The 22,430-nt window shown below is 61.4% G+C and carries 27 protein-coding genes; 9 read left to right on the plus strand and 18 right to left on the minus strand.

What is annotated here, in order from left to right; all coding sequences use genetic code 11:
* Positions 1-107 precede the first annotated feature (107 nt).
* On the plus strand, positions 108-284 hold the full coding sequence (locus KTR60_RS19985) for a hypothetical protein (RefSeq protein ID WP_003945207.1): 177 nt from the start codon (positions 108-110) through the stop codon (positions 282-284).
* On the opposite strand, the gene KTR60_RS19990 is transcribed toward KTR60_RS19985, so the two are convergent.
* Complete coding sequence (locus tag KTR60_RS19990; protein WP_007726279.1) at positions 262-687, minus strand: (deoxy)nucleoside triphosphate pyrophosphohydrolase; 426 nt, start codon at positions 685-687, stop codon at positions 262-264. The two genes, KTR60_RS19985 and KTR60_RS19990, sit on opposite strands and share 23 nt — an antisense overlap.
* Before the next feature lie 16 nt (positions 688-703).
* Here KTR60_RS19990 and KTR60_RS19995 point away from each other — a divergent pair, with 16 nt between their 5' ends.
* From KTR60_RS19995 to KTR60_RS20005, 3 genes are all read left to right on the plus strand, one after another.
* Entirely contained in the window at positions 704-1,006 is a 303-nt protein-coding gene (locus KTR60_RS19995; protein ID WP_003945236.1) for a 4a-hydroxytetrahydrobiopterin dehydratase, read from the plus strand.
* Between the two features lie 271 nt (positions 1,007-1,277).
* Positions 1,278-2,021: a hypothetical protein gene (locus tag KTR60_RS20000; RefSeq protein ID WP_003945233.1), complete on the plus strand. Its 744-nt coding sequence runs from the start codon at positions 1,278-1,280 to the stop codon at positions 2,019-2,021.
* Between the two features lie 78 nt (positions 2,022-2,099).
* The gene (locus tag KTR60_RS20005; protein ID WP_042448789.1) at positions 2,100-2,498 is read left to right on the plus strand and encodes a hypothetical protein; all 399 of its coding nucleotides are present in this window, start codon (positions 2,100-2,102) and stop codon (positions 2,496-2,498) included.
* Here KTR60_RS20005 and KTR60_RS20010 read toward each other — a convergent pair.
* Positions 2,489-2,947 carry a MarR family winged helix-turn-helix transcriptional regulator gene (locus KTR60_RS20010; RefSeq protein ID WP_003945257.1) on the minus strand — a complete coding sequence of 153 codons (459 nt, stop codon included), beginning with the start codon at positions 2,945-2,947 and terminating at the stop codon, positions 2,489-2,491. The two genes, KTR60_RS20005 and KTR60_RS20010, sit on opposite strands and share 10 nt — an antisense overlap.
* Before the next feature lie 85 nt (positions 2,948-3,032).
* On the opposite strand from KTR60_RS20010, the gene KTR60_RS20015 reads away from it, so the two are divergent.
* Both KTR60_RS20015 and KTR60_RS20020 read left to right on the plus strand, forming a co-directional pair.
* Positions 3,033-4,463, plus strand: coding sequence for an MFS transporter (locus KTR60_RS20015; protein WP_047270338.1), 1,431 nt, complete (start codon positions 3,033-3,035; stop codon positions 4,461-4,463).
* A 235-nt stretch (positions 4,464-4,698) separates the two neighbouring features.
* Complete coding sequence (locus KTR60_RS20020; protein ID WP_228401188.1) at positions 4,699-5,199, plus strand: nuclear transport factor 2 family protein; 501 nt, start codon at positions 4,699-4,701, stop codon at positions 5,197-5,199.
* Here KTR60_RS20020 and KTR60_RS20025 read toward each other — a convergent pair.
* Positions 5,186-5,968 (minus strand): DUF1906 domain-containing protein, encoded by a 783-nt coding sequence (locus KTR60_RS20025; protein WP_042920828.1) that lies wholly within the window; start codon positions 5,966-5,968, stop codon positions 5,186-5,188. The genes KTR60_RS20020 and KTR60_RS20025 overlap by 14 nt on opposite strands.
* 895 nt (positions 5,969-6,863) lie before the next feature.
* Between KTR60_RS20025 and KTR60_RS20030 the strand changes: the two genes are divergently transcribed.
* The gene (locus KTR60_RS20030) at positions 6,864-7,094 is read left to right on the plus strand and encodes a PLDc N-terminal domain-containing protein (protein WP_030536232.1); all 231 of its coding nucleotides are present in this window, start codon (positions 6,864-6,866) and stop codon (positions 7,092-7,094) included.
* Here KTR60_RS20030 and KTR60_RS20035 read toward each other — a convergent pair.
* The 8 genes from KTR60_RS20035 to KTR60_RS29220 form a co-directional block, all read right to left on the minus strand.
* Entirely contained in the window at positions 7,082-8,023 is a 942-nt protein-coding gene (locus KTR60_RS20035) for an antibiotic biosynthesis monooxygenase (protein ID WP_030536233.1), read from the minus strand. The two genes, KTR60_RS20030 and KTR60_RS20035, sit on opposite strands and share 13 nt — an antisense overlap.
* 1 nt (position 8,024) lies before the next feature.
* The gene (locus KTR60_RS20040; RefSeq protein WP_030536234.1) at positions 8,025-9,425 is read right to left on the minus strand and encodes an amidohydrolase family protein; all 1,401 of its coding nucleotides are present in this window, start codon (positions 9,423-9,425) and stop codon (positions 8,025-8,027) included.
* Positions 9,426-9,494: 69 nt separating this feature from the next.
* Entirely contained in the window at positions 9,495-10,193 is a 699-nt protein-coding gene (locus KTR60_RS20045; RefSeq protein ID WP_051720844.1) for a CPBP family intramembrane glutamic endopeptidase, read from the minus strand.
* Between the two features lie 168 nt (positions 10,194-10,361).
* Positions 10,362-11,324, minus strand: a complete 963-nt coding sequence (locus tag KTR60_RS20050) for an iron-siderophore ABC transporter substrate-binding protein (protein WP_228401189.1) — start codon at positions 11,322-11,324, stop codon at positions 10,362-10,364.
* Positions 11,325-11,434: 110 nt separating this feature from the next.
* The gene (locus KTR60_RS20055; RefSeq protein WP_003945229.1) at positions 11,435-11,914 is read right to left on the minus strand and encodes a VOC family protein; all 480 of its coding nucleotides are present in this window, start codon (positions 11,912-11,914) and stop codon (positions 11,435-11,437) included.
* An 85-nt stretch (positions 11,915-11,999) separates the two neighbouring features.
* A complete protein-coding gene (locus KTR60_RS20060; RefSeq protein WP_228401190.1) occupies positions 12,000-12,986 on the minus strand; it encodes an alpha/beta hydrolase in 987 nt (328 codons plus the stop codon).
* Positions 12,983-13,987, minus strand: coding sequence for an alpha/beta hydrolase (locus KTR60_RS20065; RefSeq protein ID WP_228401191.1), 1,005 nt, complete (start codon positions 13,985-13,987; stop codon positions 12,983-12,985). The genes KTR60_RS20060 and KTR60_RS20065 overlap by 4 nt, the downstream gene beginning before the upstream one ends.
* A gap of 315 nt (positions 13,988-14,302) precedes the next feature.
* On the minus strand, positions 14,303-14,428 hold the full coding sequence (locus KTR60_RS29220; protein ID WP_019744544.1) for a hypothetical protein: 126 nt from the start codon (positions 14,426-14,428) through the stop codon (positions 14,303-14,305).
* Between the two features lie 271 nt (positions 14,429-14,699).
* Between KTR60_RS29220 and KTR60_RS20070 the strand changes: the two genes are divergently transcribed.
* Together KTR60_RS20070 and KTR60_RS20075 are read left to right on the plus strand one after the other, a co-directional pair.
* Positions 14,700-15,821 carry a winged helix DNA-binding domain-containing protein gene (locus KTR60_RS20070; protein WP_007726312.1) on the plus strand — a complete coding sequence of 374 codons (1,122 nt, stop codon included), beginning with the start codon at positions 14,700-14,702 and terminating at the stop codon, positions 15,819-15,821.
* Positions 15,822-15,935: 114 nt separating this feature from the next.
* Positions 15,936-17,633 carry a fumarate hydratase gene (locus KTR60_RS20075; RefSeq protein WP_007726313.1) on the plus strand — a complete coding sequence of 566 codons (1,698 nt, stop codon included), beginning with the start codon at positions 15,936-15,938 and terminating at the stop codon, positions 17,631-17,633.
* 60 nt (positions 17,634-17,693) lie between these two features.
* On the opposite strand, the gene KTR60_RS20080 is transcribed toward KTR60_RS20075, so the two are convergent.
* The 7 genes from KTR60_RS20080 to KTR60_RS20110 form a co-directional block, all read right to left on the minus strand.
* Positions 17,694-18,044 (minus strand): hypothetical protein, encoded by a 351-nt coding sequence (locus tag KTR60_RS20080; RefSeq protein ID WP_003945214.1) that lies wholly within the window; start codon positions 18,042-18,044, stop codon positions 17,694-17,696.
* A gap of 52 nt (positions 18,045-18,096) precedes the next feature.
* Positions 18,097-18,660 carry a mismatch-specific DNA-glycosylase gene (locus KTR60_RS20085; RefSeq protein ID WP_003945221.1) on the minus strand — a complete coding sequence of 188 codons (564 nt, stop codon included), beginning with the start codon at positions 18,658-18,660 and terminating at the stop codon, positions 18,097-18,099.
* Positions 18,661-18,680: 20 nt separating this feature from the next.
* Positions 18,681-20,009 carry a WS/DGAT domain-containing protein gene (locus KTR60_RS20090; protein ID WP_030536239.1) on the minus strand — a complete coding sequence of 443 codons (1,329 nt, stop codon included), beginning with the start codon at positions 20,007-20,009 and terminating at the stop codon, positions 18,681-18,683.
* 32 nt (positions 20,010-20,041) lie between these two features.
* Complete coding sequence (locus KTR60_RS20095) at positions 20,042-20,518, minus strand: SRPBCC family protein (protein ID WP_030536240.1); 477 nt, start codon at positions 20,516-20,518, stop codon at positions 20,042-20,044.
* A gap of 75 nt (positions 20,519-20,593) precedes the next feature.
* Complete coding sequence (locus KTR60_RS20100; RefSeq protein WP_007726323.1) at positions 20,594-20,959, minus strand: VOC family protein; 366 nt, start codon at positions 20,957-20,959, stop codon at positions 20,594-20,596.
* Positions 20,956-21,342 carry a phage holin family protein gene (locus KTR60_RS20105; RefSeq protein WP_003945275.1) on the minus strand — a complete coding sequence of 129 codons (387 nt, stop codon included), beginning with the start codon at positions 21,340-21,342 and terminating at the stop codon, positions 20,956-20,958. The genes KTR60_RS20100 and KTR60_RS20105 overlap by 4 nt, the downstream gene beginning before the upstream one ends.
* Before the next feature lie 40 nt (positions 21,343-21,382).
* A complete protein-coding gene (locus KTR60_RS20110) occupies positions 21,383-22,348 on the minus strand; it encodes an L-lactate dehydrogenase (RefSeq protein ID WP_039972672.1) in 966 nt (321 codons plus the stop codon).
* Positions 22,349-22,430: the final 82 nt, after the last annotated feature.

Here is a 22,430-nt window from a genome sequence, read left to right on the forward strand (position 1 = left end):
ATGCGCGTAGGATTACGACCTGGAGAAACAGGTCATTTAAGGGTACGCTAACCTCGTTCCAAGAGCGGGCTCTCCGCCGTAGTGAAACAGGAAAGCCGCAGCGTCACATGGGAAAAGTCAAGGCAAGCAAGGTCTCGCAGCTCAAGCCGAAGAAGAAGTGCTGCCGCAAGAAGACGCGGTGCATCAAGTGTCCCGTCGTCATCATGCGGATGAAGAAGCTCGAGAACGAGGGCGCATCCAAGAAGGAACTGAAAGCGGGTCTCAAGAAGGCTCGTGCGGCGTAAGCGCGCTCAATTCCGCGAGTAACTCGGGGATCCAGGCTCGATCGTTGTCCACCAGATCCATCGACAACAGTTCTTCGGCGTCGACCCATGTCAATTGAGCATGGTCGAGCGCGACCGGTTCTCCCGACACCAACTCCGCCCGGTAGGCCCGCAGGACCAACCCAGGCGACAGTGGCACGTCGACGCCGATTCTGGCGCCGCATCTCACCTCGACCGCCAGTTCCTCGAGCAGCTCCCGCGCCAACGCGTTCTGTGGCGATTCGAATTCTTCGACCTTCCCGCCCGGCAGCTCCCAACGACCGGCCAAAGCCGGCGGACTCGTCCGCTGCGCGAGGAGCAGCCTTCCCTCGCGGAAGATCGCACCGGCGACAACTTCCCGATCCCTTGCAGGTGCATCACTCATCGCACCATGATGGAGTATGGCCACTTTGTTGTCCGACTCCGCGATCCAAAACGCTCTCGACGAACTGCCCGCCTGGCAACTGTCGCCAGGGTCGATCACTCGCACGGTCGACTCCGCGACATTCCCGGACGCCATCGCACTTCTTCAACGCATCGCGGCAGTCGCCGAGGCCGCGGATCATCATCCCGACATCGACGTTCGCTGGCGAAAGGTCACGTACACGCTTTCGACACACTCGGCGGGCGGTCTCACGGAACTGGACTTCGACCTTGCCCGTCGAATTGACGTACTCGTCGACGATTCGGTCCGTTTCGACTGATCTTCGAGTGAACAAACCTCGCAATCTGACGTAACAGTTGCATCAACTTTCACATAGATCACTTCAGTCACAGGTATGGTCGCCGTAAATCACGATCGAGGCCGGTCATGCCATAGACTCCCCCCGGTGCGTAGCTGCTCAGCAACTGAACAGCTGTACAACCCGGGGGCTCTGTACATAGAGTGACCCCTCGAGCCGTCAAACGCGGAGCTCGCCTAGGCGCCCGCGCGGTATGACTAAGGATGGGGAAACAGTGCTTCGAACCCGAGGTATGCGAAAGGCGTTCACCGCCGTCGCTATTGCCGCAGTAGCAGGACTGGCATTGCCGGCACAGGCAATGGCCGATCCGGCAGCACCGCCCGCACCCGAAAGTGTGCCGATCGAGTTCCTCGCATCGTTTGCGCCCGCCATCATCGGCGCCGCCGCAGGTCCGGCCGATGTTGCAGGCGGACCGCAGCAAGCGTTGCTCGACCAGGCTCGCGCGATCCTGAACTCCCCCGGCATTCCGCCCGAGATCAAGGCCACCCTCGAGAAGGTCATCACCTTCCTCGACGGCAGCGGCGGCGGCGGACCGGCGATCCCGGACGAGAACGCCCCCGTCATCGCGCAGTTCCTCTACCCGACGCTTGGCAAGGGCTGCATCTCGGCCACCGCCGATTCGGTCGGAACCGCACTTGCCGTTCCCGGCCCGGCTCACCTGCCTCCTCCCGGTCCCGCTGCCGGTCAGGCTGGATTCGTCTTCACCGCTCTCGGTACGGCTCCCGCCGTCGACGACCAGCCGGTGCCGATGACCGTCACCTGGGTCAACATCGACAACCAGCGCAGCGCCACCCAGAACTTGACCAACGCCGCACGCATCAACCCGGACGGCCCAGCCACTCTGTCGGCTATCGCCGATACCGGCCCCGGACGCGTTCTCTCGGTGATCAGCGGTTCGCTGACCACCCAGCCGGAAGGCGCAGATCGCATCACCTGCAGCTTCCTTCCGACCGTGGGCATGTTCGCGGTAGCTTGATCGAAGTCTTGTGAAAGGGACCCACCGAATTTCGGTGGGTCCCTTTTGCATCTCCGATCACCGTGATAGACCCGATAGATGGGACATCTACGAGTGGACATCACGCACGGTCGTCCAGAGAAGAAATCCGGCCCAGACCAGTCGATACGGTCACACAAGTCGACGCGATCGATACTGTCCATCCGATCCGAGGGGTCCATTCTCTCGATCGGATCGGCGTACTCGATCCTGTCGATCGGTAGCGTCGGCTCTTTTCTTTCGATCGGAAGCATCGGGTCTACGGCGTCGGTCCTGAGTTCGGGCTCGTTCGCCAGTCTCGGGTCCGCGCTGTCCGGTCTCTCACGTTGGTCACTGCTCTCCTGGCGTGGAAATCATGCAGCCCCCGAAGAACACCCGAAACTTGTTGTCATTGCGCCGGAATCGGATTCGAGCGATCCGGACCGCTCACTACGATCCGTCTCGCACTCTCAGACCTGATTCGGTCGCGGCCATTCGCGGCCTTCCAGCGCTTCGACCGAGGTATTGAATTGCCGCAGTAGGTCACCGAGCGCGAGACGCTGCTCCGGCGTCCACTCGCGGAGGACCTTTTCGACACCGGCTGTCGAATGTTCGCGATCAGCACGAAGTTTCGACAGCCCCTGCGCCGTCGGCCGGACCTTTCGCGCGAGCCCTCCGTCCGGATCCTCCACTCGCTCCACCAAGCCCTGACGCCTCAGCGCGCCGATCTGCCGGTTGATGGTGGAGATGTCGAGCGAGAAAGCGCAGGAGAGCTCCTTGAGGCTCATGGGATGTTGCAATTCCAGTCGACCGAGCAGTAGATACGCCGACCGGTCCAGATGAAGTTCGGCCCGTTGTGCGAGCGCGTGGTAACGCGAGAGCAGAGTCAACTCGTACTCGATATTCACCAGATCAGGGTCCCGGTCCATCCTCATATTGTGCAGACTACACACGATGTGTAGCGTGCACACTGGGGCGAACGCACCAATCAGAACACGCCATGGCGGGAGCCGCATGTCCGTTCACGCAGGGTCGTCCAATGTCGACGAGAAAATCCCCGACACGAACTACGCATCCTCGGGTCCAGTGCTCACCGTTCTAGGACTGTGCGGAATCGTCGTCGCCTTGATGCAGACGCTGGTAGTCCCCATCATTCCGCAATTGCCGCACCTGTTGAACTCCACTCCCGCCGACACCTCGTGGGCGGTCACCGCAACACTCCTCGCCGCCGCGGTGATCACGCCGATCAGCGGGCGCCTCGGCGACATGTTCGGCAAGAAACGAATGCTGCTGGTCAGTCTCGCGATGGTCGTTCTGGGCTCGGCCATCTGCGCGATCGCACCTTCACTGATCGTGCTCGTTGTCGGCCGTGCACTTCAAGGAGCATCGGTCGGGGCAATTCCATTGGGCATAGCCATCATTCGTGACGTTCTTCCACCGAAGAAAGTGGCCGGCGCGATGGCGGTCATGAGCGCCACCCTCGGCGTCGGCGGTGCGATCGGACTGCCGATCGCCGCGGTGATCGCCCAGAATGCCAACTGGCACTTCCTCTTCGTCACATCGGCAGTGTTCGGGCTGATCTGCATCGCACTGGTTGCGTTCGTCATTCCCGAATCGACCGTACGACGCCCGGGACGTTTCGACTTCGTCGGTGCGCTCGGCCTCACCGTTGGTCTGATCACCCTGTTACTCCCCATCACCAAGGGCGGAACCTGGGGATGGAGCGACGCGAAAACCCTGGGGCTCCTTGCGGTTTCCGCGCTCAGCTTCCTGATGTGGGGATGGTGGGAACTTCGACGCAACGCACCGCTGGTGGACCTCCGCGTATCGGCCCGGCCGCAAGTTCTCTTCACCAACTTCGCGTCGATCGCCGTCGGTTTTGCCATGTACGGCAATTCTCTGACGCTCCCCCAACTGCTCATGGCACCGACGTCCACCGGTTACGGACTCGGACTGTCCATGGTTGCAGCGGGACTCGCACTGGCCCCCGGCGGACTCGTCATGATGGCGCTCTCGCCCGTCTCCGCTCGAATTTCGGCGTGGCGTGGCCCACGAATCACGCTGATGCTCGGCGCCCTCGTCATCGGATTGGGTTACGCCTTCGCATATTTCACGGTGTCGAGCGTCTGGCAGGTCGCGGTGGCCGGAATGTTCATCGGAGCGGGCGTCGGGCTCTCGTACTCGGCCATGCCGGCCTTGATCATGGGCGCAGTCCCCATCACGGAATCTGCAGCCGCGAACGGACTGAACTCACTGATGCGATCGATCGGCACGTCGACGTCTGCCGCGATCGTGAGCGTCGTCCTGGCCGGAATGACCATCACCGTCGGCACCGCAGTGATCCCCTCGTTCGAGGCGTTTCGTGCCACGTTCCTGATCTCCATCGCCGCCGCCGTCGTGACGATGGTGTTCGCCGGGTTGATTCCCAAACAGAAAGTCTCGTAAGGGAATCAACCCGGCGGAGGACTCACTTCTCCGAAGAGCCTTCGATGCTGCCCGTCTGCAACTTCGACAGAAGTGTGTAGATGAAATTGATGATGATATCCACGTGGTGCCCTCTCACATAACGGGTCCCCGACCCGACAACGACGGTACCGCAGAACTCTTCTCCATCGAATCGCCGACAATCAATTCTGCAACGTGTTCTAATTTGAGGCGACGACTACCCGAGGAGCCTTTCATGACCTGGACACGCACCGAACTCGAAGACGCCTTCGCGGGTTACCAGAACACCGTTGTCGAGTGCACTCGTTCCGACGATTGGAACGCCTTCGCGGACATGTTCACCGAGGACGTCGTCTACGTGGAACACGCTTTCGGCACCCTCAATGGCCGAGAGGCCGTACGCAAGTGGGTCACTCGCACGATGACGGAGTTCCCGGGGCACCGCATGACCGAATTCCCGGCCAACTGGTTCGTGGTCGACGAGCAGCGCGGATGGATCGTGTGCGAGATCGACAACCCGATGGAGGATCCGGGTGACGGATCCAAGCACGGAGCCGCCAACATCACGATCCTGCACTACGCCGGCAACGGACTGTGGTCTCGCGAAGAAGACGCCTACAACCCGATGAACTTCCTGTCGATGGCAAAATCATGGTGCCTCGCCGCGGAAGCGGCGGGCACCCTCCCCGACGACGCCAAGGCCTGGCTCGCCAAATTCGGCGCTATGGTGCGATAGATCCTGTCGGCAACGAGGATCCGACCGGCTGGGCCGGACCGACCGCACCGGCCAACGACCACTGCCCGTAGTCCCGAGTGAGGATCGAGTTCAGATCCACGCCGACGCCGTCGACCTTGCGCTTGTCGATCTCGAACTGATGCAGGTTTGCCCGCGGGTGCACATACCCTGCGGGCGAGCCCCAGTTGTGCTGCCAGAACCAGGTTCCGACGCCGGCACTGATCATTGCGTCGATCACGCGAGTGTTTCCGTAGACGCCGAGCGCTCCGTTGCCGACAACCGAGGCCCACCCCTCGAGGTACGGCGCGATCAGCGTAGTGATTTCAGTACTGGTCGGGTTGTCGTCGATCGACGCGTAGATCGGCCGACCGGACGGCCCACCAGCCGCCGCATGTAGTTCGAGGCCACGGGCAGCATGACGCTTGCCCGCTTCGCGGGCCCCGCGCCAGTCCGCCGTTCCGCCCTTGCCGAATTGATAGCAAGAAACGACTTGAAGTCCGGCCGCGGTCAACGCGTCGGTTTCCCGCGCCAGTACGGGCTTGCCGACCATCCAATCGGCGCCCGGGCGCCTGTCCGAGACGTATCGAATGGCGCCCGCATACCCGGCGGCCTTGATTGCCTGAGCGGACGGCACACCGGCGGCGTAATCGAGCAGGGTCCCGAGCGAACCGGCATTGGCCACCGACGTCGTACCGCTCAATGCAGCGAGTCCGGCAGCCGCCGATCCAGCCGCTGCGTACTTGAAGAGGTTTCTTCGCGAGACGTGCACAAAGCTCCGATCATCGGCGTGTCCCGCTCGAAGTGGCGGGCAGGCAAGCTATCTTCTTTCGCTCGCATTCCACCACAGTCACATCATCCCCGCCATGCACTTGGCCAACATGAGCCACATTTGCGACAAATGGGCTCGGTGCCCACTCCACCGCGCAGCTCGACGAAACAGAGAAGTGCCCCCGCGCCACAGGCTCGGGGGCACTTCTTGCTCTGCGGGACTTACTCTGCCGACAGGCCTTCAACGCTTCCGGAGATGAAGTCGAGGAATCCGAAGAGGTCAGCGAAAGCGCCGAGGAAGTCTGAGATGTCGCCGAAACCGATAGTAGGCATTGATATTGCTCCTGTCAGTGATGAACTGTCCGTGATGGCGGGCCACTGGCTGGCTGCCGGGGCTAACACTAGAGCCCTTCCGTTACTTTTACGACACCGAATGTGTCCGGGACGTTACATTTCAGGCCCGCTCGACTGACCTGATATCCACAGGTAACAACCAGTCACGGTGAACAATTTGTCACCATATTGCGCATTCCTGACAAAATTCGAACATGGTTGCCGAGAGCAGTTATCGTGCAGCATCACCGCTGTACCGGTGCGGCAAGAACAGAGGGCTCGACTTCCCCACCCTGAGAGATTCGCCGTCAAAGTCTCTTACTTGCGAATCGATGCCAAATCTCCCCATCCAGGGCACATTGCATCCTGAGCGTGTGCGCAATTTTTCAGCCATAACTTCAGTTAGCGAGATCTTTACGCCGAACACGACCGTCCCGACGGTCCGCGAGACCGTACCTATCGGTCGTCATGGTGACGCTATTCACACTGATTTGAGGAACTCCCGGCACCGATAACAACCGGATCTCGACACCGATTGGACGTTCGAGGGCACAGTGGAGTTCATGAACCTCATAAAGAAGAAGTCCTGGAGTGAGCTGTCACCCGCGCAACGCCGCGTCGTCGCCGTGCTCGCAACGATTCAGTCCCTGTTGGCGATCGCCGCGTGGACAGACCTGGCGCGACGCCCTGCCAATACGGTCAACGGCAGCAAGAAGAAGTGGGCGGCGATCATCTTCGTCAACTTCTTCGGGCCACTCACCTACTTCCGCCGAGGCCGGATTCAGTCGAAGTAGTCCCAGAACTGCAGCCACTTCACCGACGCAAAGAGCGTCAGAGTCACTGCGTACACCGCAATTACCGCTGCGCCACCGCGCCAGTTGGTGCGGGGAACGGCGCCGTCGACCGGGTCGAGCCAGTGGCGGAACCACCTGGTGACCGTCGGCATCAGGAACCACGTCATGGCGCCGACGCTGACTATCTGGCTCAACCACATCGACAGCCACGGCGGCGCTCCGATCCCGTCGAGCAGCGGCCCGAGAAACCTCGACAGCGTCATCACCGTCGGATAGAGGACGAGCAGGATGATCATCGCCGTCTTCCAATTCGGCGTCGCGCGAGTCTGCCCGTTCTCCGTGCGCAGAATGGTGCCGAACGGTGTCGACCGCGTGGTCTCGGTGAAGTCCTCGGCCAACTCGGCCCGCAGTTTCGGTAGTGCTGCGGCCCTCTCGGGCGACGCCATCCACACCGCCAACTGCTGCTCTGTCCGAAACCGAAGGACGGACTTCCACTGGGTGGAGTCGGTGACCGACCGCAACAACATCACCGACTCGTAGCCGGAGAATCGCGAACTGAGATCGATGAGGTGTCGTTGCGTTCGCAGAAACTCGTTCTCCTTACCCACGACGACGGCGTGGTCGTACACACCGATACCGGGCGGCGGCAGCACGCCGTCGATCAGAACGAGATCACTCGTCTGCGCCAGAATTCCCGTTGCAGCAGCTGATCTTTCGAGATCGCGGCGATCAGTCGACTCCAGCCAACGATGAAGATCGTCGGCACTGTCGAAAGTGACGGACACGCCGTGCGACACCGGTTCCGGTTGATCACTGATGCCACAGCTCAGGTAGCCGTCGAATCGACCGGCGGTCTCGGCCGCACGCTCGACCCACGCCCGGAATCCCGAACTCGTTCGGTGGTACCCGGTGATGGCAGTTGCGGACACGTCAGCCCGATATCCGGCGCCCTTGCACGTACACGTGCGCAATCGCGGGCTCGCGCATCGCCATCAGGAGCCCGAAGAGCGTCTGGTCGCGGGCGAGTATCGGATCATCCGAACGCGTTCCGTAGTTGACGAGCCCGGCGAGCGGCGGCCACCCGGACGGATCGATCACCAGGAAGTCGGCCTCTTTGCCCTCGTCGAAGTTGCCGATCCGGTTCTCCATGTCCAGCGCGCGAGCACCGGCGAGTGTTCCGGTGAACAGCAGTTCGGCAGGGTGCATCGACACTCCGTCGTCGCCGGCTTCGGAGATGTGAACCTTGAAGGCGTCGCCGAGGACTCGGGTGAGCAGGCACTCGTCGCCGCCACCGAAGTCCGATCCGATCGCGATGTTGACCCCTGACGCAACGGTTCGTTTCCACGGCATGGTGCCGGAGCCGAGAAACTGCTGGGAAGTAGGGCAATGTGCGATCGAGGTTCCGGTCTCGGCCATTCGTGCGAGTTCGGAGTCCTGGCAGTGCACCGAGTGCGCGAGTATCGCGCGTGGACCCAGGAAGCTCTTTCCGCCGACCTGTGAGCCGGGGAGGAACTTGCCGTCGTACGTGTCGAGATAGGTCTCGACCTCGTACTCGGCGAGTGTGGTCGCCACCTCGCCGGTTCCGGGCCGATTGTTCTCGTTGAGATGACTGTGGAAGTAGACGCCCCGGTCACGGACGGAGTCGTACAACTCCCCCAAATCCTTCAGCGTCCGTGTTGTCACCGCGAGAGAAAAGCGGGGAACCACTGCGACGTGAACGAGCGCAGTGTTCACGTCGCCGGTGTCGGCCGCGTGCCACTTGTCGATCTCCTCGCGGGTGAGTCTGATCGCGTCCTCTTCCGAGGTGATCAGCGCGGCGGCGGAGGCCGGGCCGGTGGTCTGAATCCCACGTCCGCTGACCACCCGAAGGCCGCGTTTCAGAGTTTCCGAGAACAGGGCGTCCTGCGCGTGCGGGAAGGCCGATCCGAACACCATCGCGGCCGTGGTTCCCGTGGCGATTCGGCGAGCGCAGAAGGCCTCGGCAGCGTGCTGGGCAAACTCCGGATCAGCGAATCTCGATTCGGAGGGAAAGACGCACAGGTCGAGCCACTCGAGGAGTTGGCCGCCGCCGTATGCGTCGCCGGCGTAGGTCTGCGGGAAATGAATGTGTGCATCGACGAATCCGGGCAGCAGGAAACCCGGTCGGTGGTCGTGGGTTTCAGCGCCTTCGAGACCGCTCGGGAGTGATCCGAATTCTCCGCAGTAGACGATCGTTCCGGCATCGTCGATCGCCAAGACGCCGTCGGGGATCGAGACGAGCGACTGCGCCGCATCCTCTACCGTCGGACGACCGGAGATGTGGAAGACATGGCCTCGATGAAGGTGCGTCACTTACTGAGCAAAGCACAAAACTACCCGGCGTCGCGCGGCGAATGCTGTCCTTTTTGTCAGATATCGGGATCAAGCAAGAGTTGCATGCCAAACAAGAGCCGCAGCCAGCGCACCGGCACCGTTCAACGACCAATGCAGAGCAATCGGCGCAATGAGGCTGCCGCTGCGATGACGAAGCCAGGTGAATACGAGACCGGCCGCAGCGGTGGCGAGAACGGCTCCGAGGATGCCGGCGACCTGGCCGACGACTCCGGTACCGAGAAAGCCGGACAGCCCTTCGTTACCGCTGGTCAAACCCATCGACGACGCGATGTGCCACAGTCCGAACATCAGAGAACCGGCAGCGGCGACGCCGCGGAATCCACTGACCCGGTTCAACGTGCCGTGCAGGACGCCACGGAAAGCCAACTCTTCGGGAATGACGGTCTGCAGCGGGATCACGATCATCGACGCGACGATCGCGCCGGAAATAGTGGCGTAGCGATCCGCCATGAAGAAAGGACGTGTGAGCGGAAGCAGAGCGCCGACGGCGACAACCGTCAGGACCAGGCCGACGGCAGCAAGCGCGTACTTCGAACCTCGCCGCAGGTCACGAGGGGACAGCCCCAATTCCGCCCACCCCATTCCCCGGCGCTTGGTGAGCGCCAACAGGACGAGAGCAGAGATGGGTACCGTCGCGATGCTTGCCCAGGCGGTGGTGAAATGCGCGATCAGATTGGTTCCCACCAGCACCACGATCACAACAGCGATATCCACGTATGCATGCATCCGCGGAAAACGAGGAGCGGTCGCTTCGATCTCCAATGGACCGATCTCCACTGGGCCGCCGCTCGTTAGCTGAAAGTTCACTTTGTCCAGTGTACCGGCGCACGAGAACTGCCCGCCACTGTTTGCGAACACGCTCACAGTGACGGGCAGGTCCCGAAACAGCTCTGATCAGGCGCCGAGCGTGCTCGCAAACTTCGGAACGGCGTTGTCGATTGCGTAGGTCAACCCCGGTACCGAGCCACTCGAGAACGCATTGACGAGTGCCGGGTCATCGAGGATCAACAGATGTCCCTCCTGAGCCGACGGGATTGCGCGCAGTAGCGGATCGTTCGCAAACGCACTGCTGTCGAGGAAGATCGGAAACAGCACCGTGAGATCCGCGTCGAACAGGTTCAGGTTCTCGTTGGCGACCGGGATGTAGAAGTTTCCGGTGGCTTTTTCGGTGATCGCCGTCGGGATCGTGAAGCCGAGGCGGGTCATGAAGTCTGCGCGTGCGTCGCCGGGTACGTAGGCGCCGTAGCCGTCGGAACTGTAGGCGCCGACCGCCGCGGTCTTGCCCGCGAAGTTCGGATTGGCGGCAATCGCGGCCTCGAACTTGGCGTCGAGGCCGTCGAGTAGCGCCTTGCCTTCCGATTCTTTGCCGAGTGCCTTGGCGACGAGTTCGGTCTGCTGCTCGACCGTCGTCCCGTAGGCCGTGGCGAGACCCGGCGGCGGCCCGACCGTCGGTGCGATGGCACTGAGCTTGTCGTAGGTGGCCTGCGTGTTGTCGCTTCGCGTCCACAGAATGAGGTCCGGTTCGAGCGCGATGACGTCTTCGACGCTCAAGTCCATCGTTCCGAGGATCTTCGGGTCGGTGGCGAACTCGTCCGCAATCCACGGTCCAACGCCCTTGCCGCCGAACGCCATCCAGTCCGCGACGCCCACTGGTTGAGTGCCCAGAGCGAGTGCCGTCTCGGCATCCGACCAACCGAGCGCGACGACGCGCTCCGGGTTGGCCGGGACCTCGACGTCGCCGAACATGGTCGAGACGGTTGCTCCCGCCTCCGCGGGTGCGTCAGCGCTGTCGCTGCTGCAGCCGGCAAGTCCGGCGACGGCGAGCGAGGCGGCCAAGGCGGTGACTGCAATCTTCATTCGAGAGACTTTGATTCGCATGGTTACCAGCACTCCTCCAACGCTCCAGCGAGAATTAGGGAAGGCTAGCATCAGCTAACGAAGGCTGTCGCCCATCGGCCAGATCGTGTTCAGGACGCGTCTGCGGCCCGTTCGAGCTCCGCGATATCGATCTTCTTCATCTTCATCATCGCGTCCGTGGCGCGTTGCGCCTTGGCCCGATCCGGATCCTTCATCAGTTCGAGAAGGCGATTCGGGACTACCTGCCAGGACAATCCGAACTTGTCCTTGGCCCATCCGCACGGGCCCTCTTCGCCACCCTCGGTCAGCCTGGACCAGTAATGATCGACCTCAGCCTGATCGACGCACGGAATCTCGAAAGACACTGCTTCCGAGAACGTGAACATCGGTCCGCCGTTCAATCCGGTGAATCGCTGACCGTCGAGCTCGAAGCTGACGGTCATCACCGATCCCGCCGGCATTCCGGAAGGCGATCCCTCGACGTATCTTTCGATTCCCAGGATCTGCCCGGAACCGAACACCGAGATGTAGAAGTTGGCTGCTTCTTCTGCTTGGTTGTCGAACCACAAACAGGGAGTGATGGAAGGCATGTTCTGTCCTTGTCGGAGAGGTTACGAAACAGGTGTACAGGGTTATAGACCCGGCCCGAACCGGAAACTCATCGCAAGGAATTACTCAAGCCGACAACGCAGAGTCAAACATCGGCCAGGAGCGAACGAGTTCGTCGCGCCAGTACGGCCAACCGTGCGTCCCCACCGGTTGAGCGCTGCGGGTGACATCGACTCCGCGATCACGCAACACCTGAGTGATCTGGTCGGTGCACAGGTTCGATCCCAGTTCCATGACCCCGCCGACGACCAATACCCGGCCCAGGGCAGGAGTATCGAGAGTTTCGTGCGGACCTGGTAGTCCCGATCCCGAGGCGAGATACACCTTGGTGCCGCGCAGCTTGTCGGCATTGGCGAAAATGTCGTGCTCTTGCCAAGCCTCACTGCCGGCCGGACCCCACATCTGCTCCGAACGGGCATTTCCGTTGATCACCACAAGATCGGTCAACGCCTTGCCGAATCCTCCGACGGTTGTGTAGCAGCCGCTGTAGCCCGCGACCACGTCGTACAACCCGGCCGAGCGTTGGGCCAGAATCAGCGCGGCTTCTGCACCCATCGAGATCCCGCCGATTGCGTTGTGCCCGTTGGTGGCGAACCTCGTGTCGATCAGTGGGGGAAGCTCTTTCGTCAGGAATGTCTCCCACTTCAGACGACCGAATTTCGGGTGGTCTTCCTGCCAATCGGTGTACATGGTGCCGGTTCCACCGATGGGGAGTACGACGTTCACGTTTTTGTCGGCAAAGAACGGGACGATATCGCCGTTAGCCGGAGCCAGCCAGTTGTTCTCTTCGATCTGCCCGGAATTGCCGTCCAGGAGATACAGCGTCCCGCGCGGTTCCGAGCGGTCGGCAGGAAGCAGCACTTTCACCTGCATGGTGCGCCCCATGGCGGGACTCGCGACGTCGAGAAGAACCAAGCGCGAAGACAGTTCGGTGACACTCGTTATCTTCGGGGTCTCGTCGGCGAGCGCGGTCGAGGGCAACGCAAGTAGTGAAATCAAGGCGAGCGCGCCGACGAGAACGACGCTTCGAAGGCTTGCTCGATGGGGCCTCACACGCCGAGCGACGCGGCGATCATCGGCCACGAGTCGTGTAAGTCGTCTTCCCAGTATCCCCATGAATGCGTTCCTGCCGGCTTGAAGTTGTAGCGAATGTTGTTCATACCCAATGCGTTCGTCCTGTCCGCAAGCTGGGTGGTGCAGTAGTGAGTTGCCGCCTCGATTCCGCCACCGAGAACAAGTTGCAACGCCAAATCTGTGACGTCGTTGTCGATCCGCGGATCGGCAAGTGTGTCGTACGGACCCGGAATTCCGGTTGCTGTTGTGATGTACATAGGGACTCGAGGTAGCTTGTCCGCGTTGACAACCGGATCGTGAGCCGGCCAACCCGGACCATCGTACGGACCCCACATTTTTTCCGCGTCACCCCCACCCACGGCAACCACGAGTTTCACGAAGTTCTGCCCGATGCCCGGACTCGTCATCGCGCACCCGCTGAAGGACCCGACACTGTTGTACAGCGCGGGCGCCGCCATAGCCAGATCCAGTACCGACGTGCCTGCCATCGACAGGCCTGCCAGTGCGTTCTCGCCGGTCGTCGCGAACATTGAATCAATGACTGGCGGTAGTTCTTCCGTCAGGAACGTGGTCCACATGTTGACCCCGTTGTTGTTGCCGGATTTCGCGAGGCCGGGGTCCGGCCGCTCCCAATCGGTGTAATAGCTGAATGCTCCACCGAGAGGCGTGACCACGTTGACGTGCTTGTCCGCGAAGAACTTCGGTGCGTCGGTCCGCACCGACCACGTCGCGTCGTCTTTTCCTCCGTCTACTCCGTTGAGTAGGTAGAGCGTCGGAGCAGGCGTCGAAGTATCAGCCGGCCGCAAGACCTGCAACGGAATGTCGCGCCCCATCGACTGTGAGTACACCGAGATGTCGACCAGCCTGCTGTCCGCCGACTGAGCGTGACCCGGTGCGGTGAGGAGCTGGAGCCCACACACTGCCGTGGCCAACGCCACGAAGACACGGAAAACCGTTCGTAACGCACGAGTCTCGATCATCCGGGTCACTCTCTTCGGCAGCGGAACCTTTCGAACGGTACCGCCTGAAACAGGCAAACCCGACGTGATCGGAAATACTCGATCCGGTCGACACGGAAAGGCTCACGCACCGAGTGCGTGAGCCTTTCTCGTCAGACGACGCTTACTTGGGCGTAACCGTGCCGCCGCTGAGCGTGGTCAGTGCGTCGACGAGACGCTGACCGAGGTTGTTGACGCTTCCGATGGCTTCACCGAGAGATCCCATGAGTTTCCTCCTGCAGTTTGTCGAAATTGAAGTAACTACACCCGGAGCGGGCGTGGCAATGTCGCGCTGAATTAGGGGGTGGGGTCCTTGGAGATGGTCTCTACCGATCCCATGAAGGTCTTGAGCAGACCGTCAGCGCTGAACAGTGATCCCAGGCCCTGAACAACAGCGCCGAGAATTCCTTCCATTGAACCCATGTGAATCTCCTTGAGAGGTCAGAGGTCAGCTGCCAAAAGCACCCGACAGTGCTGTGACAGCTGCGTCACATCTGTAATGTATCCGTGACGTGGGTAACAGTAATCATACGAACGACCAGTTGGCAAAGGATTCCGACAATGGGGTCATTATTTCGACTAATAAGGTCTGCTACTGAAAAAATTCCGGCCAATCGGTCGAATTTGACCAATTCTGTCGCCGCATTGATCAACCGCCCCAAATCCTGCGGTTACCCATCAGTAAACTGAAATCATGTCTAGCGCAACCTCACTCACGCAGGTAGCTAATTTCCGGTGGCACCGCCATCAACTCGACCGAGCGGTTGTCGGTGACGCCGATCACAGCGATTGCAGCATTCTCGATCTCGGGATTCAGAACACCGGACCTGACGGAGCCGCCTGGGCCCTGCGGATCCGCGGCGTCCGCGTCGACGCCACTGAGCTCGCTCTTGCCTGGACGTTGCGCGGAGCCCCCCACTATTACCGTCGGGGCGACCTGCCTGCCGTCGCCGCCGCCACGTCGCCGTTCAGCGAAGCCGATGCAGCCAAGCGCATTTACGACGCGAATCGGCCCCTGAAGGCCGCCGGCATCCCGACGCTGACTGCCCTGCAAACAGTTGCTGCTGCGATGCGGGACATCGTCTCGAAACCAACCGTCAAGGGCGAGATGTCCGCGCAGTTGACCAACCGAGTGACCGAGCCCTATCTGAGATTCTGCCGCCCGTGCAACGCCACTCATCTGTACGAGATGCCGTTCCGGCTCGCGGCACTCCAGGCAGGCCTCGAGCTACAGCCGGACACATCTCCCCCAGTGCTCGAACGCATTCCGGGTTGGCGCCGACGCCCATTCAGCGCCACGGGCGCAGACGCAGATTCCCGCTTCGACGTGATCCGGGGTTATCTGCGGTTCTACGGCCCCGCGACACCTGCTCACGTCGCGTCGTTTCTCGATGCTCCGGTCAGGGACGTCAAAGCCCACTGGCCAATCGATGCCGAGGAGATCGAGGTGAACGGCGAGAAGCGGTGGATTCTCGAACAGGACCGCGAAGACTTGTTCGGCTCCCCCACCGATTCAAATACGCGCTTGCTCGGGCCTTTCGATCCGTATGTACAGCTCAAGGATCGGGAGACCCTGGTTCCCGATCCGACCGCCCAGAAGACGGTGTGGCCGACCCTCGGGCGACCGGGCACGGTGGTAGTCGGTGGCACGATCACCGGATTGTGGCGACCACGAGCATCCGGAAAGACGCTGAAGGTCGCGATCACCCCGTGGGGAACGTGGTCACGATCGGCCCGCGCAGCAGTGGCCGAGCAGGCCGAAATACTTGCCGAATTTCGCGGCGTCGAGCTCTCCGAACTGGTCGAAGTATCTTGATCGAGCCAGTGGCATCCGGATAATTCCAGCTCACACCCGCCCCGATTCGGAGAAGGAAACCCCCAACGATAACCTGAATGCGACCTTCGCACGCACCCTTGTTCAGGAGAGATGATGGCCGACTTCCTCTATGAGGACCTGTTGCCGATCGGTGATGACACCACCGAGTACCGATTGCTCACCACCGAAGGGGTGTCGACAGTCGAGGGACCGGACGGCCGCACCTTCCTGCAGGTCGAGCCAGAAGCGATGCGCTTGCTGACCGAAACGGCGCTGCACGACATCTCTCATTACCTGCGCACGGATCACCTGACGCAGCTCGCGAGCATCCTCGACGATCCCGAAGCGTCGAACAACGACAAGTTCGTCGCGCTCGATCTGCTCAAGAACGCCAATATCGCCGCTGCCGGCGTTCTGCCGATGTGCCAGGACACCGGAACCGCCATCGTCATGGGCAAGCGTGGACAGCATGTGCTCACCCCCGGCGACGACGAGAAGTCCATTGCCCGCGGTGTCTACGACGCCTACACGCGTCTGAACCTGCGCTACTCGCAGAACGCCCCCATCACGATGTGGGACGAGAAGAACACCGGCAACAACTTGCCCGCGCAGATCGAGCTGTACGCCGATACTGCTGCCGGACATGAGAACTCGTACAAGTTCCTCTTCATGGCCAAGGGCGGCGGAAGCGCCAACAAGTCCTACCTGTACCAGGAAACCAAAGCGATCCTCAATCCCGACTCGATGATGCAGTTCCTCGAGGCGAAGATCCGCTCACTCGGCACCGCAGCCTGCCCGCCCTACCACCTTGCAATCGTCGTCGGCGGTACTTCGGCCGAGTTCGCGATGAAGACGGCGAAGTACGCGTCGGCGCACTATCTCGACGAATTGCCCACCGAAGGCGCCATCACGGGTCGCGGCTTCCGCGATCACGAGCTCGAGAAGAAGGTTTTCGAGCTGACGCAGAAGATCGGTATCGGAGCACAGTTCGGCGGCAAGTACTTCTGCCACGACGTCCGCGTCGTCCGACTCCCCCGCCACGGCGCTTCGTTGCCCGTCGCCATTGCGGTGTCCTGCTCGGCAGATCGACAGGCGAAGGCCAAGATCACCCCGGAGGGCGTGTTCCTGGAACAGCTCGAATTCAACCCGGGCCGTTTCCTGCCCGAGGTCACGGACGCTCAGCTCGACGAAGAGACGGATGGCATTTCGGGTACCGGCAAGGGCGCTGCGGTCAAGATCGATCTGACCAAGCCGATGTCGGAGATCCTCGCCGAGCTCTCCAAGCACCCGGTGAAGACTCGTCTCTCCTTGACCGGTCCGCTCGTCGTGGCACGCGACATCGCGCACGCCAAGATCAAGGAACGCCTCGACGCAGGCGAAGAGATGCCGCAGTACCTCAAGGATCACCCGGTGTACTACGCCGGCCCCGCCAAGACGCCCGACGGCATGGCGTCCGGTTCGTTCGGCCCGACCACGGCCGGCCGTATGGACTCGTACGTCGAGCAGTTCCAGGCCGCCGGTGGCTCGATGATCATGCTGGCCAAGGGAAACCGCTCCAAGCAGGTCACCGACGCCTGCAACTCGCACGGCGGTTTCTACCTCGGGTCGATCGGTGGACCGGCCGCTCGCCTGGCGCTCGACTGCATCAAGAAGGTCGACATCCTCGAGTACGCCGAACTGGGAATGGAAGCCGTCTGGAAGATCGACGTCGAGGACTTCCCCGCCTTCATCGTCGTCGACGACAAGGGCAACGACTTCTTTGCGCACACCGGTGAAGTGACCCTGACGATCGGCAAGCGCCCGGGTCTGTAGACACGTCAACAGCAAAGAGCCCCGGCGAGTTTCGATCGCCGGGGCTCTTTTGTGTCTTTGTCAGGTCCAGAGCGCGGCCACGAATACGGTCACGATCGACAACCCGCCGACGACGTGTACCAGATTCGGATTGGGCTGGCCCTTCTTCTGCTTCGCCCGGGTGATCTCGGCAAGCGCCACGATGACCAGCGAAAGCACCAGCTTCACAGCGATCTTCGCGTGAATGTAGTTCTTGTCCAGGGCGCCTTCGCCCAACCCGACGATGATCAGGCCGGACACGAACTGCATCCTGGCACCCCACACCATGACCTCGGTGATCGAAGGAGCCTTGAGGACGGTGAAGTAGCTACCGACCAGGGCAGCCATGCCGAGTAGGTGAATCACTACAAAGACGTTGTATAGAACAGACATACAAGCACTTTAACTTGTACCTTGTTCTGGCCGAACGGAACTGCGACTTCTCTCAGAGAATTCCGGCTTCGGATGCGGCGGAACGATATTTCGCTGCCAAGGTGTCCACCGTCTCGTGTGCGTTGAGACCACTGGGATTGGGCACGATCCACAGTTTTGCCCCCTCGAAATCACGGTCCTGACGCCCGGCCTTCGCCTTCTTGTCACCGAAAGCTGTTCGATAGGCGGTGATTCCGGCGAAGGCAACGACTACTGGATTGGTTGCGCGCACGATGTTTCGGACCCGAACTCCGCCAGTTGCGAGTTCCTCCGACGTCAATTCATCGGCGCGCGCAGTTGCCCGCACCGCCAAATTGGTGATGCCCACTCCCCGATCGATCAGATGCTGTGTGTCAGCGTCCGACATACCCGCGGAAGGATCGATCGCATGCTCGATTATGCCTGCCCGCAGCAGTGCCGGATAGAACCGATTACCCGGTCTGGCGAAATGCGCGCCGGTCGCCGCCGTCCACAGTCCCGGATTGATACCGACGAACAACAGCCGGCAATCCGGCCCGATCAGATCCTCGATCTCGGCGTCTCGGAACGATTCCAGTTCGGCGCGCGTGAATCCCATGCAGCCAGTACATCAGGCCGTCACGACAGCGCTTCGCGCACCTCGTCGATCGCGTCGTGCATCATCTGCTCGTACACATCGATGTCCGGAATCGAGGCCGGACTGCTGGTGATGCTGATCGTCACAGTGTCCCCGATCCCGTGTACGCCGTGGGTCAACGACATGACCGGCGACAAACTCGGGAAGCCCGCTGTGAACCGAACGACGCCGCCTCCGAGCACCAGATCCGCGTCACCGCGCGCGACACTCGACACCACGGTGTTTCCAGTGACCTCGTCGGGTACTGCCGTGAAATCGTATTGCTGCACGCCCCAACGGACCAGCGGGCCGGGAACCGCGTTCAGCGCGAGATCCGACGCTGCGCTGGATGGATGGGACGCACGTGCGCGACGCTCGTCCATCGACTCCCTGATCAATTGGGCTCGCTCACGAAGATCATCGACTTCCGGGAACAGCCCGACACCTGCATTGCGGAAGTGATTGCGCGCCGTGGGTGTACCTGCCTTGGCGATGGTCACCTCAGCTCCCAATTCGGGCGGTACCGAGCCGTCTCGCTCGGTGAGGTAGTTCGCCATCGCTACCGAGATGGCTGTCATCGCTCCGACTGTGACGGATACGCCGTCGCCACGGAAATCGGCGCTGTCCCGCACGACCATGCGCACCAGTCGGTGCGGTCCGGGAGGGATGTTCGAGCGCACCTTCGGACGGCTCGCCGCCTGCGGCGCAACAACTCCCGATTCGGTGTCCGCCTGCAGCTGTAACTGCGCGCGGTGCCCCGCCCGGCCGTCGCGGAACAGCGAAACGAGTTGGCCCGGAAGGCGCAGGGCGGCGCGGCCCAGAATCTCGGCTGATCCGCTACGCCGCACGTCCGTCTTCTGCTTCGCGGGCGGTTGCGGCGAGAACAGTTGGCGAGCAATCGCCGACGCGCGTTTGCCGTCCGCCAGAGAATGAGCGACCTGCAGAACTGCGATCAGCGCCGGGCCACTGCAGCGCGGCACGCCGGTGACGCCGTGAAACAGGTGCAGCGTCCACGGGGACTCGCGCGGGTCGACGTGGTTCTCGAGTAGTTTCTCGATTCCGTGAATGCACGAGAGCCACGAGTTTTCGGGCAGCTCATGCACTCTCACCAAGGAGGCGTCGACCGGCATGGGCTCCCACACCGGATAGTCGAGGTGCCACGGCGATTCACGAATCCGAACATTGAGATCCGGAATGAGCGACGCTCTTTCGACCACCGAGCGTCGTAGCTCGTCCATGTGCTGGCTCTGCCCGTCGAAACAGTAGAGCAGCAGCTGATCGTTCGGGATCTTCTCCGAAATCCAGAAGGTTTGGGCATCGGTGGGCGTCATCCGTAACACCGGGAGACGGTACCACCGGCTTGTCAGCTCTTTTCTGCAGCAGCTTTCAGCTGGGACAGGCCCTTCTCGAAATCCTTTCCGACAAGCTTGTCCATGCTGAAGATGAAACCGAAGATCTTGAAGAACAGATTCTTCTTTCCGGTCATCTTCCACGTCACCTGAACTTCACCGGAATTCGGCGAGATGAGAAACGTGGTGACGTTCTGCGCCTTGAACGGCTTGAGGAAGGCCAGGTCCAAAACTACTCGTTCATTCGGGACGGATTCGGTGATCACCATCGAACCGGAGCCCGCCTTCTTGTTTCCCGCCCAGGCGTACGAAGCCCCGACGCCCGCGTCAGGCCCCGCGTACGTCCGCTGCATCGCCGGGTCGAGACCTTCCCACGGCGACCACTGAGTCCACTGATGGAAATCGTTGATCAACGCGAAGACGACCGGTGCTTCTGCCTTGACGATCTTCGTACGTTCTACCAGGAATTCGTTGGAATTCTGCGAAGCCATCGTCGATCTCCAATTCTCGGGCGTGACAAGTGTTCGGAATTATCCACGGTCGACGAGATCGGAGCGAGTCGACACTCAGTCCCGCAGGCACAGGCAGAAATAGTGACCGACCGGGTCGCGGTACACGCGGAAAGTCTGATGCTCCGGAATGTCGGTCACCCGCTGCGCTCCAAGGTTCGTCACCCAAGCCTCGGCGGGGTCGAGAGAATCCACGAACAGATCCAGATGGATCCCGACACCGGAGGTCGGCCAGTCCACCGGAACAAAATCCGGAGCGAGCTGAAACGCGAGCCGCTCCCCGCCGGGTCCTTCGATCACGTGCCAATCATCCTCGTCGCGAACACTTTTCCACTCGAGGACCTGGACGTAGAAGTTGGCCAATGCAGCCGGATCCGGGCAGTCCAGGACTGCGTAGTCCATACCGATGTTCGGGCGCGTCACTGTGCCTTCTTCTCCTGAACTTTCTTACGCACGAACAACAACGGAAGAACCAGCGTCGCAACGGCGGTTACCAGCCACACGACGACGGTTCCCAGAATCCACGTCGAGACACCGGAGATCGACAGATTGGAGAAGAGCGACGCCACCAACAGCGCGACAAATGTCGACACCAATCCGATTCCGCCGAGAAATGCCGGTGCATGGCGCTTTGCCACCGTGGCGATGAACGGCGCCAGGACCGACTGCGCAATCGCAAAGATCACGACCGCAACGATGAATCCGGATGTGGGCGCCGAGAAGCCCGAAAGAATCAACGACGCAACAAGAAGCCCGACAGCGGCAGAACCCAGGAAGATCGCGGCGCGAATCAGGAAGCTGATCATTTGTTGATCCTATATGTCGGATATCGAGGAGAACAGATATTCACAATCCCAGAGATTCCTGCACCTCTCGCAATGTCCGGGCAGAAGATCGGAGCCCCGAAGCCTCCTTTTCCGATAGCGGTACTTCGAGGACTCGGCCGGCACCAGCGCGACCAACCATCGTGGGAAGGGACAGGCAAACGTGCTCGAGTCCGTGGACGCCGCTCTGCAAAGTCGATACCGGCAGAACCCGTTGTTCGTCCCGCAACACGACTTCCGCGATGAATGCGCTCGACAATCCGATGGCGAGGTTGGTCGCGCCCTTACCCTCGATGATCTCGTAAGCACTCTCGACTACAGACTTCGCTACTTTCGCGCGTAGGTCGGGGCCGAGGACGCCACCCGACGGTCCCACGAACGAGGTTGCCGGCACTCCGCCGATGGTTGCGCTCGACCAGAGCGGAATCTCGGAATCCCCGTGCTCGCCCACGATGAAGGCATGAACGTTCTCCACCGCGACTCCGAGTTCGGTAGCCAGCAGGAATCGCAATCGGGCCGTGTCCAGCACGGTCCCAGATCCGAAAATTCGGCCGCGGTACGACGGTCCCGCGGCCTGGATCGCTGCGTAGGTCGCCACGTCGACCGGGTTGGTGACGAAGAGAAGGACCGCGTCCGGTGACACCGCCAACAGTTGTTCGGTCAGTGTCTGCGCGATCTTGACGTTCACCGCGGCAAGTTCGAGCCGCGACTGACCGGGATGCTGTTTGGCGCCCGCGGTGACGACGACCAAGTCGGATCCCGCGGTGACCGAGATGTCATCGCCTCCGTCGACAGTGCACGGCGGTGTGAACTGGGTGCCGTGGTTGAGATCGAGAACTTCGGCCCGGACCTTTGCGCTGTTGGTGTCGTAGAGGGCGAGCGCGTCGGCCGATCCGCGTATCAGGCACGCATACGCAATTGCGGTGCCGACGCTTCCCGCACCGACAACGGACACTTTTCGTCTGGATGAACGATTCGGCGTCGTCATGGGTAAATGGTGCTCGCTCGATAACGATTTCGCAGTACAACGGATTGCCAGTCTCTTCTCAGGGTTTGGATGCAGACCTCTC

The organism is Rhodococcus sp. C1, from assembly GCF_020809065.1.
In the GTDB taxonomy this organism is placed as follows: Bacteria; Actinomycetota; Actinomycetes; order Mycobacteriales; family Mycobacteriaceae; genus Rhodococcus_F; species Rhodococcus_F qingshengii.

What these genes read in the sequence shown, in the direction of transcription:
- KTR60_RS20090 (WP_030536239.1), bottom strand. Translation starts at nt 20,009, where the DNA reads ATGACGCCCACCGATGCCCAAACCTTCTGGATTTCGGAGAAGATCCCG.
- KTR60_RS20105 (WP_003945275.1), bottom strand. Translation starts at nt 21,342, where the DNA reads ATGATCAGCTTCCTGATTCGCGCCGCGATCTTCCTGGGTTCTGCCGCT.
- KTR60_RS20045 (WP_051720844.1), bottom strand. Translation starts at nt 10,193, where the DNA reads ATGCATGCATACGTGGATATCGCTGTTGTGATCGTGGTGCTGGTGGGA.
- KTR60_RS20055 (WP_003945229.1), bottom strand. Translation starts at nt 11,914, where the DNA reads ATGCCTTCCATCACTCCCTGTTTGTGGTTCGACAACCAAGCAGAAGAA.
- KTR60_RS20000 (WP_003945233.1), top strand. Translation starts at nt 1,278, where the DNA reads ATGCGAAAGGCGTTCACCGCCGTCGCTATTGCCGCAGTAGCAGGACTG.
- KTR60_RS20010 (WP_003945257.1), bottom strand. Translation starts at nt 2,947, where the DNA reads ATGGACCGGGACCCTGATCTGGTGAATATCGAGTACGAGTTGACTCTG.
- KTR60_RS29220 (WP_019744544.1), bottom strand. Translation starts at nt 14,428, where the DNA reads ATGGGTTCAATGGAAGGAATTCTCGGCGCTGTTGTTCAGGGCCTGGGA.
- KTR60_RS20065 (WP_228401191.1), bottom strand. Translation starts at nt 13,987, where the DNA reads ATGATCGAGACTCGTGCGTTACGAACGGTTTTCCGTGTCTTCGTGGCG.
- KTR60_RS19985 (WP_003945207.1), top strand. Translation starts at nt 108, where the DNA reads ATGGGAAAAGTCAAGGCAAGCAAGGTCTCGCAGCTCAAGCCGAAGAAG.
- KTR60_RS20085 (WP_003945221.1), bottom strand. Translation starts at nt 18,660, where the DNA reads ATGGGATTCACGCGCGCCGAACTGGAATCGTTCCGAGACGCCGAGATC.
- KTR60_RS20110 (WP_039972672.1), bottom strand. Translation starts at nt 22,348, where the DNA reads ATGACGACGCCGAATCGTTCATCCAGACGAAAAGTGTCCGTTGTCGGT.
- KTR60_RS20080 (WP_003945214.1), bottom strand. Translation starts at nt 18,044, where the DNA reads ATGTCTGTTCTATACAACGTCTTTGTAGTGATTCACCTACTCGGCATG.
- KTR60_RS20005 (WP_042448789.1), top strand. Translation starts at nt 2,100, where the DNA reads ATGGGACATCTACGAGTGGACATCACGCACGGTCGTCCAGAGAAGAAA.
- KTR60_RS20095 (WP_030536240.1), bottom strand. Translation starts at nt 20,518, where the DNA reads ATGGCTTCGCAGAATTCCAACGAATTCCTGGTAGAACGTACGAAGATC.
- KTR60_RS19995 (WP_003945236.1), top strand. Translation starts at nt 704, where the DNA reads ATGGCCACTTTGTTGTCCGACTCCGCGATCCAAAACGCTCTCGACGAA.
- KTR60_RS20020 (WP_228401188.1), top strand. Translation starts at nt 4,699, where the DNA reads ATGACCTGGACACGCACCGAACTCGAAGACGCCTTCGCGGGTTACCAG.
- KTR60_RS20015 (WP_047270338.1), top strand. Translation starts at nt 3,033, where the DNA reads ATGTCCGTTCACGCAGGGTCGTCCAATGTCGACGAGAAAATCCCCGAC.
- KTR60_RS19990 (WP_007726279.1), bottom strand. Translation starts at nt 687, where the DNA reads ATGAGTGATGCACCTGCAAGGGATCGGGAAGTTGTCGCCGGTGCGATC.
- KTR60_RS20070 (WP_007726312.1), top strand. Translation starts at nt 14,700, where the DNA reads ATGTCTAGCGCAACCTCACTCACGCAGGTAGCTAATTTCCGGTGGCAC.
- KTR60_RS20030 (WP_030536232.1), top strand. Translation starts at nt 6,864, where the DNA reads ATGAACCTCATAAAGAAGAAGTCCTGGAGTGAGCTGTCACCCGCGCAA.
- KTR60_RS20075 (WP_007726313.1), top strand. Translation starts at nt 15,936, where the DNA reads ATGGCCGACTTCCTCTATGAGGACCTGTTGCCGATCGGTGATGACACC.
- KTR60_RS20050 (WP_228401189.1), bottom strand. Translation starts at nt 11,324, where the DNA reads ATGAAGATTGCAGTCACCGCCTTGGCCGCCTCGCTCGCCGTCGCCGGA.